This is a genomic window from Treponema primitia ZAS-1, assembly GCF_000297095.1.
In the GTDB taxonomy this organism is placed as follows: Bacteria; Spirochaetota; Spirochaetia; order Treponematales; family Breznakiellaceae; genus Termitinema; species Termitinema primitia_A.
In genome coordinates this window covers 43,384-58,293 of sequence record NZ_AEEA01000042.1, presented here as the reverse complement: position 1 = coordinate 58,293, position 14,910 = coordinate 43,384, and the positions used below count along the sequence as shown (strand labels likewise).

Annotated in this window: 12 protein-coding genes and 1 tRNA gene; 4 read left to right on the top strand and 9 right to left on the bottom strand. The window is 53.4% G+C overall.

Translation table 11 applies throughout. From position 1 onward, the window contains the following. Positions 1-29: 29 nt before the first annotated feature. Genes argS through TPRIMZ1_RS0107245 form a run of 3 tightly spaced genes read right to left on the bottom strand, consistent with a single transcriptional unit; the run spans position 30 to position 4,364 of the window. The gene (gene argS / locus TPRIMZ1_RS0107255; RefSeq protein WP_010257040.1) at positions 30-1,802 is read right to left on the bottom strand and encodes an arginine--tRNA ligase; all 1,773 of its coding nucleotides are present in this window, start codon (positions 1,800-1,802) and stop codon (positions 30-32) included. A gap of 28 nt (positions 1,803-1,830) precedes the next feature. Continuing rightward, positions 1,831-2,619, bottom strand: coding sequence for a polyphenol oxidase family protein (locus TPRIMZ1_RS0107250; RefSeq protein WP_010257038.1), 789 nt, complete (start codon positions 2,617-2,619; stop codon positions 1,831-1,833). A gap of 8 nt (positions 2,620-2,627) precedes the next feature. After that, positions 2,628-4,364, bottom strand: coding sequence for a DUF5312 family protein (locus TPRIMZ1_RS0107245; protein WP_010257034.1), 1,737 nt, complete (start codon positions 4,362-4,364; stop codon positions 2,628-2,630). A gap of 147 nt (positions 4,365-4,511) precedes the next feature. On the opposite strand from TPRIMZ1_RS0107245, the gene TPRIMZ1_RS21130 reads away from it, so the two are divergent. Both TPRIMZ1_RS21130 and TPRIMZ1_RS0107235 read left to right on the top strand, forming a co-directional pair. Beyond that, a complete protein-coding gene (locus TPRIMZ1_RS21130) occupies positions 4,512-4,946 on the top strand; it encodes a HEPN domain-containing protein (protein WP_010257032.1) in 435 nt (144 codons plus the stop codon). Then, the gene (locus tag TPRIMZ1_RS0107235; protein WP_081503635.1) at positions 4,889-5,227 is read left to right on the top strand and encodes a nucleotidyltransferase domain-containing protein; all 339 of its coding nucleotides are present in this window, start codon (positions 4,889-4,891) and stop codon (positions 5,225-5,227) included. Before TPRIMZ1_RS21130 ends, TPRIMZ1_RS0107235 begins: the two co-directional genes overlap by 58 nt. A gap of 69 nt (positions 5,228-5,296) precedes the next feature. Here TPRIMZ1_RS0107235 and TPRIMZ1_RS0107230 read toward each other — a convergent pair. Then, positions 5,297-5,369, bottom strand: a tRNA-Ala gene (locus TPRIMZ1_RS0107230). Positions 5,370-5,389: 20 nt separating this feature from the next. Here TPRIMZ1_RS0107230 and TPRIMZ1_RS0107225 point away from each other — a divergent pair. Further along, a complete protein-coding gene (locus TPRIMZ1_RS0107225) occupies positions 5,390-6,598 on the top strand; it encodes a glycosyltransferase (RefSeq protein WP_010257026.1) in 1,209 nt (402 codons plus the stop codon). On the opposite strand, the gene TPRIMZ1_RS0107220 is transcribed toward TPRIMZ1_RS0107225, so the two are convergent. From TPRIMZ1_RS0107220 to ilvE, 3 genes are read right to left on the bottom strand one after another with little or no spacing between them, the layout of a single operon-like run. After that, on the bottom strand, positions 6,595-7,788 hold the full coding sequence (locus TPRIMZ1_RS0107220; protein ID WP_010257022.1) for a hypothetical protein: 1,194 nt from the start codon (positions 7,786-7,788) through the stop codon (positions 6,595-6,597). The genes TPRIMZ1_RS0107225 and TPRIMZ1_RS0107220 overlap by 4 nt on opposite strands. A 15-nt stretch (positions 7,789-7,803) precedes the next feature. Then, on the bottom strand, positions 7,804-9,033 hold the full coding sequence (locus tag TPRIMZ1_RS0107215) for a hypothetical protein (RefSeq protein WP_010257018.1): 1,230 nt from the start codon (positions 9,031-9,033) through the stop codon (positions 7,804-7,806). Between the two features lie 34 nt (positions 9,034-9,067). Beyond that, a complete protein-coding gene (gene ilvE, locus TPRIMZ1_RS0107210) occupies positions 9,068-10,168 on the bottom strand; it encodes a branched-chain-amino-acid transaminase (protein ID WP_010257014.1) in 1,101 nt (366 codons plus the stop codon). A 210-nt stretch (positions 10,169-10,378) separates the two neighbouring features. Here ilvE and TPRIMZ1_RS0107205 point away from each other — a divergent pair, with 210 nt between their 5' ends. Continuing rightward, positions 10,379-11,770, top strand: coding sequence for an alanine/glycine:cation symporter family protein (locus TPRIMZ1_RS0107205; protein WP_010257010.1), 1,392 nt, complete (start codon positions 10,379-10,381; stop codon positions 11,768-11,770). 239 nt (positions 11,771-12,009) lie between these two features. On the opposite strand, the gene TPRIMZ1_RS0107200 is transcribed toward TPRIMZ1_RS0107205, so the two are convergent. Then, a complete protein-coding gene (locus TPRIMZ1_RS0107200; RefSeq protein WP_010257006.1) occupies positions 12,010-13,710 on the bottom strand; it encodes a PAS domain-containing sensor histidine kinase in 1,701 nt (566 codons plus the stop codon). After that, complete coding sequence (locus tag TPRIMZ1_RS0107195; protein ID WP_010257003.1) at positions 13,700-14,857, bottom strand: FIST N-terminal domain-containing protein; 1,158 nt, start codon at positions 14,855-14,857, stop codon at positions 13,700-13,702. Before TPRIMZ1_RS0107195 ends, TPRIMZ1_RS0107200 begins: the two co-directional genes overlap by 11 nt. Between the last annotated feature and the right edge of the window lie 53 nt (positions 14,858-14,910).

The window sequence follows — 14,910 nt, the reverse complement described above, 5'->3', positions numbered from 1 at the left end:
ATAGTTACATGGGCATATTCTTTTCAGGGTTACATGGTTTCCAGGAAGGGTATCCCAATAAGGTTCAGCGCATCCCGCAGTACCCGCAGGACGGCCTTGGACAGGGCCAGGCGGCCGGCGGCTAAGGCGGGGTCGGCGGCGCTGAGGATGGGGCAGTCGTGGTAGAAACGGCTGAAGCCCTTGGATAGATCGTAGAGATACGCCGCCAGTACCGATGGGTCCATCCGGGTTGCGGCGTCCGCCACGGCCTGGGGATACGCGGAGATGGTTTTGATAAGCTCCCATTCGGCGTCATTGCTGAGGAGTTCCGGCTTGAGAAGGCCCTCGGCCGCGCCGTTAGTATTACTGTCGGCTTTGCGGAGTATGGACGAGATCCGGGCGCCCATGTATTGGAGATACGGGCCGGTGTTGCCGTTGAAGGACAGGGACTCCTTGGGGTCAAAGAGCATGTCCTTGGCGGGGGTTACCTGTAAAAGGTAGTAGTGGAGGGCTCCCAGGGCTATCTTCTCCGCCACCTCTGCGGAATCGCCCACCGCTTCTTCACGGTCCTTGCTGCGGATTTCTTCCAGGGCCAGATCCCGCAGGCTGTCGATGAGGTCGTCGGCGTCCACCACGGTTCCTTCACGGCTCTTCATCTTCCCCTCCGGGAGGTTCACCATGCCGTAGGAAAGGTGATAGAGATTATCGGCCCATTGGTAGCCCAGTTTTTTCAGGATAGCAAAGAGGACCTGGAAGTGATACTGCTGCTCGGAGCCTACCACATAGACCATGCGGTCGAAGGGCCAGTCGTTGTGCCGGAAGATGGCGGTACCGAAATCCTGGGTGATGTAGATAGAGGTCCCGTCCTTGCGGAGGAGAATTTTTTTGTCCAGCTTCTCCGCGGTCAGATCCACCGCTACTGCGCCGTCCGGCTCCCGGTAGAATATACCCTGCTCCAGACCTTTGAGAACTTCGTCCTTCCCCAAAAGGTAGGTGTTGCTTTCGTAGTAATACTGATCAAAGGAAATCCCGGTGCGTTCATAGGTTTCCTTCATGCCGTCCACGGTCCAGTCCTTCATGGTCTGCCAGAGTTTCACGGTCTCCGTATCACCGGCTTCCCATTTGCGGAGCATATCCTGGGCCCGCGCCTCGGCGCCGCTGTCGGTCTGGGACATCTGGTGGTATTTGACGTACCAGTGACCCACAAAGTGATCACTCTTGATATGCTCGGAAGCTGGGGTTTTACCTTCGCCGTATTCTTTGTAGGCAAGCATGGATTTACAGATGTGGATGCCCCGGTCGTTGATGATGCACACCTTCCGTACTTCAGCCCCGCAGGCTGCCAGGATCCGGGAGATGCTTTCCCCCAGAATATCGTTCCGCAGGTGACCCAGGTGGAGGGGTTTATTGGTGTTGGGGCTGGAAAACTCCACCGTGATACGGGACCCGGCAAAATTGCCCGGACGGCCTACCGGAACGCTTTCGTCCGCCGTCTGGGCCAGAACGGAAGCGGTTACCGACGGCCGGTCCAGTCGCACGTTGACGTAGGGGCCCTCGGCGGCGAAGGATCCTTTGCCCAAATCCTCAGCAATGCTGTCGGCGGCCAGGGCGGCGGCGACCAGCTGGGCAATTTGGGGCGGACCCTTCCGCAGTGTTTTAGCGAAGCCGAACATGGGGAAGCCCAGGTCGCCTAATTCCGGCTTCGGGGGTATCTCGGCGATCACCTGGGCGGCGTCGATGTGCCCTTCCTGGCCCGCATCGGCAAGTACTTTTTCCAGAGCCCGGGCAATCCGGACTCTCCATGCGTCTCTTATGGCATCCATACTCGTTCCTTCTGACCCATAGGTCCGGTTAAAAATATCCCATCACGGCAAGCATCCGGGTATAGGCAGGACCTTCCCGCCGGAATGAGCCCAGCCGTTGATCCGTAAACGTACAGTCCTCACCGTAGGCGATGTTCCGTACCCCCGCCTGAGCCAGCAAGCGGGCGTTGGCGGCCTGGAGGTCCAGGGCGGGCTTCCCCCGGTCCCGCTTAACCACCGGTCCCAGGGGATACACCCCGGAAGGCCCGCCAAACTCCGCCTCAAAGACCGCGGCCCGCTCCTCGTCCACCTGATAGCAGCAGGGGTGAATACAGGGCCCCAGCAGGGCGGCTACTGCTTCCGGCCGGGTTCCCCAGCGCTCGGCCATGAGGGACAGGGCATTGAGGCATATCCCCGTACCCTTCCAGCCCGAATGGAGCAGGGCCCAGGCGCCGGTAAGGGTATCGTACAGGAACACCGGCAGGCAGTCCGCCACGGTTACCGCCAGGGCGATGGTCCGGTCCCGGCTTACCATACCGTCCGCTTCGGGCCGGCCGGAAAAGCGGTCATCCGCCGCCAGGACGGTACGGGAATGGACCTGGGTACAGCTCCGTACCTGCTCCGGCGCCAATCCCAGGGAACGGAAGAAGCGGGCCCGGGTATCGTTATCATCAGAATATACCATATTTCCGGCGGCGCGGGAAGAAATGACGCAGCGAATTTCCCTTACCGGGCTGCCGTCCATCATCAGGGGCATCTGTGCTACTTGCAGCGGAGCTTCCCGCGCATATGAGGGGCTATCAAAGGAAAGTGTAAAGGGATGGAGGGTCATCGGCATATATCGAGCTAGCGCCCGGCCTCCATGATACTTATTTTATGCATGAGTTTCCGCGCCTGGCTGAGCGTTTTAATAGTATTCGTAACGCTCTGGGCAAAGGTATCGGTGTTTCCGGACATGTCCGCTAAATTGGTAAGGGTGTCGAATTTCCCATCCGGGGCCTTGGTCAGTATGCCTTCCAGAACCTTCCCCATAAGATCCATGGCATCCCCGACCCGGTCGATGATCTTCTTCGCCTCGTCCGAAGCCTCATCCTCCACAAGCTGGACCTTGTGCCGTTTCACCAACAGGGAAGACATATCCATCTTCGCGGCGATATACCGCTTTCCCAGATCCCCCTTGATGGAGATATCCCCCTCAAAGTGTCTGATAATTTCATCAACCTTAAAGAGATCGTTATAGGCATCGGTAAATTCGGTGAGGTTTTCCTTTTTAAAAAATTCCCCGTCAATCAGGATGGGCCGGAGGACCAGATTCAACTCCGGGACAAGCAGTACGGAATGAAAGGTCCGCAGAAAGGAAAGACAGAAGGCCCCCCTAAAGGGAATCCCAACGGAGTTGTGATCCAGGGAGCTTGAAAAGTCCGATTCCGCCCCGGCAAGGGTCTGCAGCTCCGCGCCCTTAAAAAAATCCTGGAAGTCCTCGAGCAGTTCCCGGCGGCGGTGGTTGCGGTTATAATCGTTAAACTGCTCATCCACCGTACGTTTCCAGTATTCCTTGTACATACTGAACCAGTCCTCGCCGCCGCTTATAGCCTTGGGGAGGATAGTCATATCCCTTTCCGCACAGCGGAGTATCCGGTTCAGGGGCACCGTTTTATTGAAATTGCGGATCACGCCCAGGGCCTTCTGCGCCTGGCCGAGGAGCAGGGTCATCTCGGCCTCCATGTCAAACCCCGGCGTTTCCGACTTGTCCTGGAGGATGAATATAAAAAGGGACTCCAGAAGGGTCATGGGAGGAGTTTCCTTTAAGGAATAGAGGATGTTGTTTAGGTTCCGGAGGTAATTATTCACCAGATGGGCGGAGCAGACCTTTCCCGGCCACTCGCCGCTCCGGCTGGCAAAGGAGACCAGGAGCCGGTCAAACAGAAAGGATGAAAGTTCCTTCAGGCAGTGTAAGGTCCGGGCATTGTAGTACATCACCGCCCGGCGGTCATCCCCTATGGCGGCAATACCCTCCTCCATGGCCTGTGTACCCAGCTGCCGCAGAACCAGATCGGAAGCGCCGACATGCTTTTCCGCTACCTTTACAGGGTCCGTCCCTTCCAGCAGGAGGCGGTGGATATCCTCCATCTCCAGGGAGGCGAGGAAGACATAGAAGGCCCCCTTGTCCCGGTTCACGCTCATATCCAGGGCATCGTAGAAAAAACGGGCGCTGTCCTTGAGGTCCGTAACCGCCTTGTAAAAAGCCGGAAGGAGCTGGTCGTGCTCATAGTCGTAGATCCCCGGAGATTGTTCCTCAATAAGCCGTCCAATTTGGGCCACCTGCTGGCCCTGAAAAATCTGCAGGGGCGTTTTCCCCGCAAACAGGCCGATGATCCAGAAAAAAAGGCGGGTATACCAGGGCAGGGCGTCATACCTGTTTTTGATATCCATGATATCAGCCCCGGAATCCGGAATGCCGCGGTCATCATACAGGAACTGATCCGAATCCCCGGACTGGGCGTTGAGCTTTTCCAGAAGGCTTTTCCGGTCATCCATGGGAAGCGCCATGACCAGACGGTTAAAAACGCCGTTTTCTTCCATACATAACAGTATATGGTATTTGGGTTGTATTTACTACGGCGCACGATATATCGTGTAAGAGGGGCGTTTGTGAGAGCCTGTGGAGTTCAAGTTTTCCGCTTGCTACCATGCCGTTTTTCCATTATATTGAACGGAAGGTAGCGGCAAATGACTAACGAAGATAAATATGATTATTGGTTAGACATAGCTCAATATGATTTTGAATCCGCAGATGCCATGTGTTCAACCGGGCGGTGGTTGTATGTAATATTTATGTGCCAACAGTCGATTGAAAAACTGGTTAAAGGCTTATATACGCTTTACATCGGCGATAATGTGCCCCCAATTCATGATATCAACTCCATATTTTCAAAGTTCAAGAACAAATTGACCGTCCCGGTGGATGAAACTGTCATAGATTTTTTTTCATGGTTAACTTCTTTCTATCTCAACACCCGATATCCTAAGTTCAAAGCAAAATTAAGTGCCGCAGTTAGCAAACAGGATGCCGAAACTACCCTTAAAAAAGCAAAGGAGGTATTCGCATGGTTGCTGACATTGAAACCGTCAACCGAATCGTCCGACAATATATCAACGACGTAAAAAAGAAAATGCCCATCGACCGGGTGTATCTTTACGGCTCGTATGCAAAAGGGACCCCCAGGGATGACAGTGATGTTGACCTCTGTTTTTTCTCAAAAGATTTTGAATCTAAACGGGATTGGGATGTATTGTATGAGCTGTTTCGTATAAAGGCAAAATACGATGATGTATTACTTCTTGAGCCGAACGCCTTTCCAACTTCTGAGCTAGAAAACGATAATCCTTTTGTCAAAGAAGTGTTACGTACAGGGCGGGAGATTTTGCTGGAAGAAGGTATTTGAAATAATCTACCGACACTATATATAGTGTCGGTAGATTATTTTTTATCTTACAATACACCAGATACGTATTGGAGAATACCGGATTCGAACCGGTGACCTATTGATTGCGAACCAATCGCTCTACCAACTGAGCTAATTCCCCATAGGGCAGACTAAAGTCTGGTGAAAAGCATAGCAAATATTGTATACTTAGGCAATATGGTATCGGCCTTGGTTTTGTACAATATTTTCCGTTTTGGGTTTGCCTTCGTCTTTGTGGGGCTCCACGGTGTCCTCATGACGGGGCTATTTTTGGAGTGGCGCCGGGATAAACGGGCCGCCCGGGGAACTTCGTTGCAGGTAGCGGAGGCTGAGGCGCCTAAGCCCCTGGTTTCGGTGGTTATCCCCATCCGTAACGAGGCGCTGCGTATGGAGGGGCTGCTCCGGACCCTGGCCCTCCAGGATTGTCCCGGGACGGAGTATATTTTTGTGGATGATCGGTCCACCGACGAAAGTCCCGCCTTGCTTCAGCGTTTCGCCGGGACCTGGGGGAATGTCAGGATCATCGCCCTGACAGAAAATCCCGGGCCGAACCACAAACAATATGCCCTGAGCCGGGGTATCGATATTGCCCGGGGAGAGCTGTTCCTCTTTACCGATGCGGACTGCGAGGTTCCCCCTTCCTGGATACGCGCCATGACAGCCCGCATGGCCGATGAACGGATCGGGGCGGTTATCGGGCCGGTTTTTAAGCTGCCCCGGGGGAAGGGTTTTTTCCCGGTGTACCAGTGTTTTGACCATGCCATACGCTATATGTACCTGGCGGCTTCCACGGGAATCGGAGCGGCCGGGGGCGGGTTTGGGAATAACCTTATACTCCGGCGGGAAACCCTGGATTGTATCGGGGGCTATGAGCGGATTCCCCCTTCCCCCACGGAGGATGCGGCCTTGATTTCCCAGATCCGGGCGAAATCAAAGTACCAGGTACGCTCCGCCTGCGGCGCCGATGTCTTTGTGATGACCCGGGGGGAAACCTCCTGGGGGGATTTGCTCAACCAGACCCTCCGGTGGAATAACGGGGGGCTCTTTAGTCCCGAGATTTCCACCAGGCTGAATTTCGGTTTTCTGATGATTACTATTTCTATGGGGATGATAGCTATCCCCCTGGTTCCGTTCATCCCTTCCCTATGGCCCCTTCCCGCAGCGGTACTGCTCGCCATGACCATGAATACCCTGGCGACATTGAATATTTTTGGCGCCGCAGTCCCCAAGGCGGGGCCCGCATGGATACTCCACACGGTTTTTACCCCCCTGTATTTTACCCTCCTCACCATCCTGGGATTTCTTGGGGTCAAGCCTTCCTGGAAGGATGCAACGGTCCCCAGGGCTTAACGGAAAAGACCGGCGCCAAGGTAGATCTTGGCCTGCAAACTTGCGGAGTAGCGGGCCATCTGGTTCAGTCCCCAAACCGGTATAGCATAACTAAACGCAAATTCTGTCGGCAGTTTCCAATTTATAAAGAAAACAGAAACATTCGGCCTTACGGTAACCAAGAAATTTGGTGCGGTGGCCTTTAAACCGGGATAATTTTCATCCAGCTTCTTCTCGAAATTATCTTTGTTTGTAACAAGGATATTATCGTAAACAATCTCTTCAACACCGGAAAATGAATAGGTTTTCCCTGAATTGAATTTGAGCTGTACCGGAAGTCCTGCGCTAAGAACCATATCTCCGCCCAAGGGGGTAGTAAAGGCCGGTTCCAGTTCAACCCGTAAATCGTAGCCGTACCCAAGCTCCGCATCAGCATGTTCTACCTTAGCGGATTCGGTTTCTTGCGTGATCTCATCTCCGCCATTGGTAATAATCGTTATGGGAACCGTTTCCTTTTCAATCTGTACTGCCATGTACTCCAAAAAACTGCTGTCCTTCAAATTCTTTTTACCGAGATAATATAAAAATTCACCGCTCAGGTTGACCGCGAAGTGACTGGTAATACTGTAATCGGTATAAAACTGGGACCCAATGCCAAAGACATGGTTGTCCCCGTTAAGAACCGTAAGGGTATCCGCTGTTCCGGCCTTATTAAACTGTTTCTCAAAGTCCGTACCCGACAGGGGAATTTTAATTTCCGGGCCCAGGGTAAAGCGCAATCGAGAGAATTGTACCGGCGCCTTTTCGCCAATGATCTGAATTTTTGCTTCCAGAAAAATATCCGATAGATCGTTGGCATTGAGACTGGCATTGGAAGGTATTTTTGTACCATCGCTTTCAATAGCATAAAATGTTTCAAATTCCACATCCGATGCGAGGGTCAAGCCCGGTTTCCACCTGGCTTCAACGGAGATCCAGTCAAGAATGCCGTACTCCAGGGCAAGGGCGGTGTTGAATATCCGCAGGAGGCCGGTCTCATTAACCCAGTACGATGTACCCCCCTCGTAATTATAAACAAGATCCGCATATTCAAAGGCGGGGGTCAGGGAAAGGCTGAATGTTTTGGCGGGTATAAGCGCGGCATCCTCGGCGGAAAGTACAAAAGAAAACAACAGCAGAAAAACTATCCCCAGAAAAAATCTTTTTTTCATAGTAATCTCCTATATTTAAAAACTCATTCCTATGCTGAAGGTACTTGTTAATTCATCCGCCGCCACATTATAGGAAAGGCCGAGTCCCAGGGCGGGAATAGCTATTTTGCTTAGGTAGAAATTCATAGCGCCGGTGACGCCGTGATCGAATTGGTGTTCAAGAATAGGTCCGTAGGAATAGACTGCCTGATACGTGGCGAGGAGCGCCAGGGTTCCCTGGGAAAATTTAAAGAGGTACTTCTCCAATCCCAATACGGCGCCGGCATAATGCTGCGCAGAAAAAGTGTTGGGGAGTATATTGATACCCACGGAGGAGGCAGAAGATTCAAGGATGGGCGGAGATGCGGGGGCATAATGGATGCCGCCGCGGACAACTGCCTTAAAACCGGGAACCAGGGAACGTTCATAATTCCCCCGCAGGGAAATGGTATGCAGGGCAGGATCGTCCATCACCATAAGAAACGTATAATCCAGTTTTGCATTTTGCTGTGAAAGCAGGTACCCGTCCCAGTGGCTGCGGCCTATTTCCAGGGCCGGGTTGATGCCCCCGGCGAGGACGCCCTCTTCCGGGGACCTGAGGGCATCTTCGCTCTCCCGGATACTCCGCCGGTGCAGGGAAAATGAGACCGAAGTCTTAAGAAGCTCCGTTACCGAATAGTCCAGCCCAAGACGGCCGATGATAGTATCCTGATTGTATCTCCGGAGATCCTTCTTGTGCTGATCCGTATCCTGCTGGTTCTGCCTGCCGTACATGCCCATGAAATTCAAGCCCGGGAAATTCCGCTCCGGGGTAATCTGGTAGATAAGTGAAGTAATTATACCGGAGGTACCGAAGATCCCCGCCACAATAAACTTGTCGTTTAAGCCGAAGGCGTTGGCGTCCATAAAGGCGCCCCCGCCGCTCATACCCCCATCGGAATCCATAAAAAACACCGGGAAGGGGAAAAAGGCCCATTTTTCCCGGACATGCACCGTAAGGGTCATCCCCTCCCCGTCCGGGTTTTCTTCTACCCCGATAGAAAGGGGTTCGAGAATCCCCGTATTGACCATTGCCGCATGGACTTCGTTAAAATCAAGACCCATCCCGTCCCGGCCGATAAACTTTTTTAAGGGGTATTCCGCCACATAGGGCTTGGTACGGACGAGCCCTGTTACGGAAACTGCGGTGATCTCCTGAGCCTGAAGATAAACCCCCGTGACCAGTAAAAGAGTAAATAGAAAGATGCGCCGCGATAACTTTGTCACCGGATTAGTGGAAGTATATTGAACGGGTTATGTCTCATATAACCCGCACCAGCCACCCCTTGGTGTCCGGAAGGAGGCCGTATTGGATGCCTTTTAGGGTATCCCTGATTTCCGCGGTTAGTTCTCCTACCTTGCCGCCGTTGAAAACCGCTTTCTTACCCTGGTAGCTCAGGGATTCTATGGGGGTAGCCCCGGCGGCGGTACCGCTGACGAAACATTCCTTGGCTTCCGCAAAGACTTCGTCGATGGCGATTTGACGTTCCGAAACCTTCACGCCCCGGTCTTTGGCCAGCTCAATGATACTGGAACGGGTAATCCCCGGCAGGATGGTGTCCCCCAGTTCGGGGGTTACCAGTTCACCGGACTTCAGATGGAAGAAGATATTGCAGGAGGAGCCTTCCTCCACATATTTCCGGTGGGTTGCGTCCAGGAACACGCATTCCATAAAGCCTGCGTCCGCGGCTTCGTGTTTCGCCAGGGCGGAGATAACGTAGTTGGAGGACGCCTTGATCCAGCCCGTACCCTTGGGGGTAGCCCGGATCCGTTCGGTAACCACCGCTTCGGATTTGCCGGCGGAAAAATAGGAGCTTACCGGGGTGGTGACAATCACGACCCAGGGCTCGTGGGAGATATTCACCCCGATGCCCCCTTCGGCATAGGTAAAGGGGCGGATATAGATCGAATCGGCGGTCATGAAGGAATCCTTTTCCCACTCCGCCTTATACTGCAGTTTGAAACCCAGCTGGACATTCCGCTTAACCGTCTCCACGCAGGACCGTACAAAGGCGTCCTCGGGAAAGCCGGGCATATAGAGCCCGATCATGGACTTGTTGAACCGGGCCGCGTTCCGGTCGGGCCGGAAAATCGCCAGGCCGCCGTCTTTTTGGGGCAGCGCCTTAAGTCCCTCAAAACAGGACAGGCCGTATTGGGTGGTATAGCCTACCAGAGGCATATTGGTATAGAAATTCCGGGAATCCGCCAGGGCATTTGCCGCATCGGCGCCCAGGGCAGCCTCTTCCGCCGGGGTTTTATGGGGTTTCTCCAGATACTCTTCCTTCCATGTCTCGCCAGGGGACCCGGGTCCCTGATACTTTGCCCGATATATCACAGGGTAGGAACTCAACGCAAATGCCATCACCACCTCCTCAATTTGTACACACTATTTGCCCATTTTACCAAAGTACCCCTGCTCTGGCAATGGCTGAAGCGGAGGAAACGGGAAACGGTGAAGTCACCACGGTGTCACCACGGCGAAATTACAAATGTTTAGACAAATACGCCGGCCAATGCTACACTGAACCATGGCCTTTTAATTGCGGCCTAGAAATCGTTTTGAGGAGTTTTTATGGAAGCGTTTGGGAAAATCGTATCCACGATTGACGGGTGGCTTTGGGGGCCCTGGCTCCTGGTACTGCTTTTCGGTACCCACCTGTACCTGACCGTCAGAACCGGATTCATTCAGAGGAAACTTGGTTTGGGTATCAAGCTTTCGGTAACCAAGGACAAGGGCGGCCAAGGGGATGTGTCCCAGTTCGGCGCCCTGACCACCGCCCTGGCCTCTACCATCGGAACCGGTAATATTATCGGGGTTGGTACGGCGGTTGCCCTGGGCGGACCCGGGGCAGTACTGTGGATGTGGCTGACCGGCGTGTTCGGCATCGCCACCAAGTACAGCGAGTCCCTGATAGCGGTTAAGTACCGGGTAAAGACCAAGCAGGGTACCATGCTCGGCGGGGCCATGTTCGCCCTGGAGCGTGGGCTTAAACAGCGGTGGCTGGGGATTCTGTTTGCGGTCTTTGCAGCCCTGGCAGCCTTCGGCATAGGCGATGGGGTTCAGTCCAATGCGGTGGCGGATCTGGTGTACCGGAACTTCGGTATCGCCAAGTGGATCTCCGGGGTGGTAATGATGGCCTTTACCGGCCTGGTGATCATCGGCGGTATCAAGACTATTACCAAGGTGTGCGAAAGGCTGGTCCCGGTTATGTCTATCATCTACACCATCGGCTGTATCATCATCCTGGTTATACACCGCGCCTATCTCGGCGCCGCGGTTGTAGAAATCTGTACCTACGCTTTCGCCCCCAAGGCGGTGACCGGCGGATTGCTGGGTTACGGCGTGATGGCAGCAGCCCGGTTTGGTATTGCCCGGGGCTTGTTCTCCAACGAATCCGGTATGGGTTCCGCGCCCATAGTCGCCGCTGCGGCCAAGACCATGAATCCCGTCAGGCAGGCCCTGGTCTCCATGACCGGTACCTTCTGGGATACCGTGGTGGTGTGCCTTATGACCGGTCTCGTGGTGGTAAGTTCCGCAATCGCGAACCCCGCCATTGACTACAGTAACGGCGGCGCCCTGACCAATGCGGCCTTCGGCCAGATACCGATCCTGGGTACCCTCATTCTCACCTTCGGTCTGCTCACCTTCGCCTTCTCCACCATCCTGGGATGGTCCTACTATGGTGAAAAGGGCGCCGAATACCTCTTTGGGTCAAAGATCGTTATTCCCTACCGTGTCCTCTACACCATCATTGTACTAGTCGGCGCCGCCATTCCCCTGGGTCTTGTCTGGGATATTGCGGACGCCCTGAATGCCCTGATGATACTTCCAAACATCGTTGCGGTACTGCTTTTGAGCAAGGTAATTGTGCTTGAAACGAAGAAGTACGATGGCATCCATATTGATGATGTGGACACGACCCCCATTCCCTTTATGGAGGATCTCAGAAACGCTCCCCGGTGAAGCCATGCGCCTTTTATGGGGTTAGCGGAAGTGCGCAATGGTTCTGGGGGCCTGTCGCAGGAAAAAAAACATGAGCCTCCCCAGAGGGTCCCCTCATGTTTTTTTCCTGCGCCACCCCACGTTGAACTATTCGACGGCGCACTTCCGAGCCGTTAGGGCGCATGGCTTCACCGGGCCTGATCGCAGAACTACCACGCCTTAGGCGCGTATGCCCATTCAGGGTATTTTCTGTGCTGTTTTTAGGAGATTTTTTTGATAAGTCTTTCGGGCAGCCAGGTGAGGAGGACTTCGGCGACCATATAGGCGTCCATGGGCTTGGAGAGGAAACCGTTGAAGCCGTTGGCCAGGAACATTTCCTTTGCTCCGGAAACGGCGTTGGCGGTGAGGGCTATAATTGGAATACCCGCGTAGCAGCCCCCCAGGGCTCTGATTTCCCTTGTTGCCTCCAGGCCGTCCATTTCGGGCATCATGTGGTCCATCAGGATAAGATCGTACACATTGGCCTTGACCTTTTCCAGCGCTTCCCTGCCGCTTTTTGCCGTATCGGAATGAATCTCAAATGATTCGAGGATAAAACCGGCAACTTCAAGATTGATTTCAATATCGTCAACCAAAAGTACCCGCGCACCGGGGGCAGTAAATTTGATAACCCTTACTTCAAGCTCCGTCAGGTCCGATGGACGGCCTGTCTTGAGGGGCAGGGTAATGGAAAAAACAGAGCCCTTACCGTATACACTTTTTACATCGATCTCGCCCTGCATCATTTCACAGAGCCGTTTCGTGATCGCCAGCCCCAGCCCCGTTCCTTGGACTTGTTTGTTCCGCACCACATCCAGTTGTTCAAAGGCGGTAAAGAGCCGGGGTATGGAATCTTCCTTAATACCGATACCCGTATCCTCCACAACAAAACGTATCCTTTGGACGGTGTCAATCGCTTCCCCATCACATTCAACCCTGAACGTTACTCCCCCTTCCCGGGTATATTTAAGGGCGTTGTTGAGGATATTGGTCACTATTTGACCTATGCGTTTTTCATCGCCGTAGAGCACCTCCGGAAGATCGCCGGAGAAGGCACAGTTAAAGCTCAGATCCTTTTCGGGGAAAAGGAGTTCAAACATGACCTTCAAACGGCCCAACAGGGATTCGAGCCTGAAATAGTCCGACAGCAGTTCCAGCTTCCCCGCTTCGATTTTTGAGAAGTCAAGGATATCGTTGATCAGCGTGAGCAGGACATTGGATGAATTCTGGATGTTTTTAAGGTAGCCCATCTGCACATCATCCAACTTCGTAGATTTAAGCATATTGGAAATGCCGATGATTGCGTTCATGGGGGTACGTATCTCGTGGGATACGGTAGCGAGAAAATCGGACTTTGCCTTATTGGCCTTTTCCGCTTCCCGCTTGGCCGCAAGGAGGTCGGTAGTATCGTAGAAGAGCACCAGGGCGCCGATATTGGCGCCGGCCTCGTCTCGCATGGGGCTGATCTGTACGCTGTAATCCCGAAAGTTTCCGTCCTTGCCAAAGTCTATGGTTTCGTGGAGGTGCACCGGCCTGTTGTCGAGGTTGTCGCTGCGGGTATGCCGGTCATAAATATCATTGGCCTGATCGACAAAGGCTTTGGGGGTATATTCCTTCAGCAGATCCTCATAGTGCATTCCCTGGATCATGGCGAAGGCGGGAACACGGATGGCCTTGAGAAAAATATCGGTACAGTAAACAATTTTTCCGTCCCGATCAAAGAGAATAATAATATCAGGACAATTCTCCAGGAGCAGGTTCATGTATTTTTCCAGCTCCGATTTACTGTCCGAAATTATCTTACTTAAATTATCCTTGGCTGCGGCTACTATTTTATTGCGCTCAATAATAGTATTGGCCTGCTTGAGCTCCCTCTCAAGTTTCCGTATTTGCAGCTGAGCCTGTTCCAGTTCAGAGGACACAGATCACCATGGTATCGTTATGGCTGCGGTTGGTTAAGGCTCCGTTCTTTCCGTAAACCGGGCAGAGTTCCGTCCCGGAATAGGCAAGGTGGAAGGATGTGGCGCCGAGTACGGATTCTACCTTCTCCATCTCCGCAGTGGTATTGAAGCCCTGGGCAAAGAAACGGCCTACACAGCTGAACATCAGCCAGGATCGTTCCTTTCCGGAAGCAAGGGCCTCTTTCAGCACCGCCTCGGTGGTGGTAAGTACTTCCTCGGCAGTAATGGCGCCCACCATCAGCGTAGCTCCCTCGGGGACATAGCCGCCGCAGACCGCCGAACCGTCGGGAGCAATGGCGAACATTACCCGGATAATAGGCCGGGTCCCATCGTTATAATTCAGAATAAAAGGAAAGGAATTGATCCCGGTTATATCGCCCTTCTCGTCGGTTTCAAGCCCCAGGCCCTTCAAATAGGCCGCCACGGAAACGCCGTTGACGCCGCTTAAAAGGTTGCCCTTTGATGCGGTGACCACACCCTTATCCCGAAAGGCCTTCGACTCGGAAATGCCGCCGACAAAAAAGTGGGGATCAAGCTTTCCGTAACAGAGGATAAACACATACCGATCCCGGTACGCCAGACCGCCGTAAATGGTCTGGGCTTCATGGTAATCGGGGTTGTTATCCACCGCTAAGGTACCGAAGTTAGGCACATTGTCCGTAATGGCGGACCATGCCTCCACAAAAAAGTCCCCCGACACATTGAGCAGCAGGGGGGCAAAACTCAGCATTAAGGCAGGTTTTTCCGCCCGTCCGGCCACAGCCTTTTCCCAGGCCTGGCGCAGGGGCTTTTCATCCTCGCCGCTAATAGGCCCGGTCAGGCCGACGCTGAATTCCACATCATCGCTGGTGAGTACCGTAAGGATGAGAAGCATTTCGCCCATGGCGCCGTTGGTCGAACCCGCCAGGGTGGTGGTTCCTGCCAAGGGGAAGGGCAGCTTCTCCGCCAAAGCGGCGATTACCCCGGAACTGATAAAATCGGGGAAACAGGTAATAATGCCGACAGAATGCTTACTCAGGTGATCCAAATCAAGCTGAGAAAGTATATCGCCAACCGCCGCGTTCGTATCGTCAATTTCAATTGTAAAAGCCTTCGATGTTCTTATCATTGTTTATATATTATCACTGGTTGAAGTAAAAATCAACAAAATGCAATAAAGGA

Coding starts and splice junctions, on each gene's coding strand:
- ilvE (WP_010257014.1), bottom strand. CDS start 10,168: ATGGCATTTGCGTTGAGTTCCTACCCTGTGATATATCGGGCAAAGTAT.
- argS (WP_010257040.1), bottom strand. CDS start 1,802: ATGGATGCCATAAGAGACGCATGGAGAGTCCGGATTGCCCGGGCTCTG.
- TPRIMZ1_RS0107235 (WP_081503635.1), top strand. CDS start 4,889: ATGGTTGCTGACATTGAAACCGTCAACCGAATCGTCCGACAATATATC.
- TPRIMZ1_RS21130 (WP_010257032.1), top strand. CDS start 4,512: ATGACTAACGAAGATAAATATGATTATTGGTTAGACATAGCTCAATAT.
- TPRIMZ1_RS0107205 (WP_010257010.1), top strand. CDS start 10,379: ATGGAAGCGTTTGGGAAAATCGTATCCACGATTGACGGGTGGCTTTGG.
- TPRIMZ1_RS0107245 (WP_010257034.1), bottom strand. CDS start 4,364: ATGGAAGAAAACGGCGTTTTTAACCGTCTGGTCATGGCGCTTCCCATG.
- TPRIMZ1_RS0107195 (WP_010257003.1), bottom strand. CDS start 14,857: ATGATAAGAACATCGAAGGCTTTTACAATTGAAATTGACGATACGAAC.
- TPRIMZ1_RS0107220 (WP_010257022.1), bottom strand. CDS start 7,788: ATGAAAAAAAGATTTTTTCTGGGGATAGTTTTTCTGCTGTTGTTTTCT.
- TPRIMZ1_RS0107250 (WP_010257038.1), bottom strand. CDS start 2,619: ATGCCGATGACCCTCCATCCCTTTACACTTTCCTTTGATAGCCCCTCA.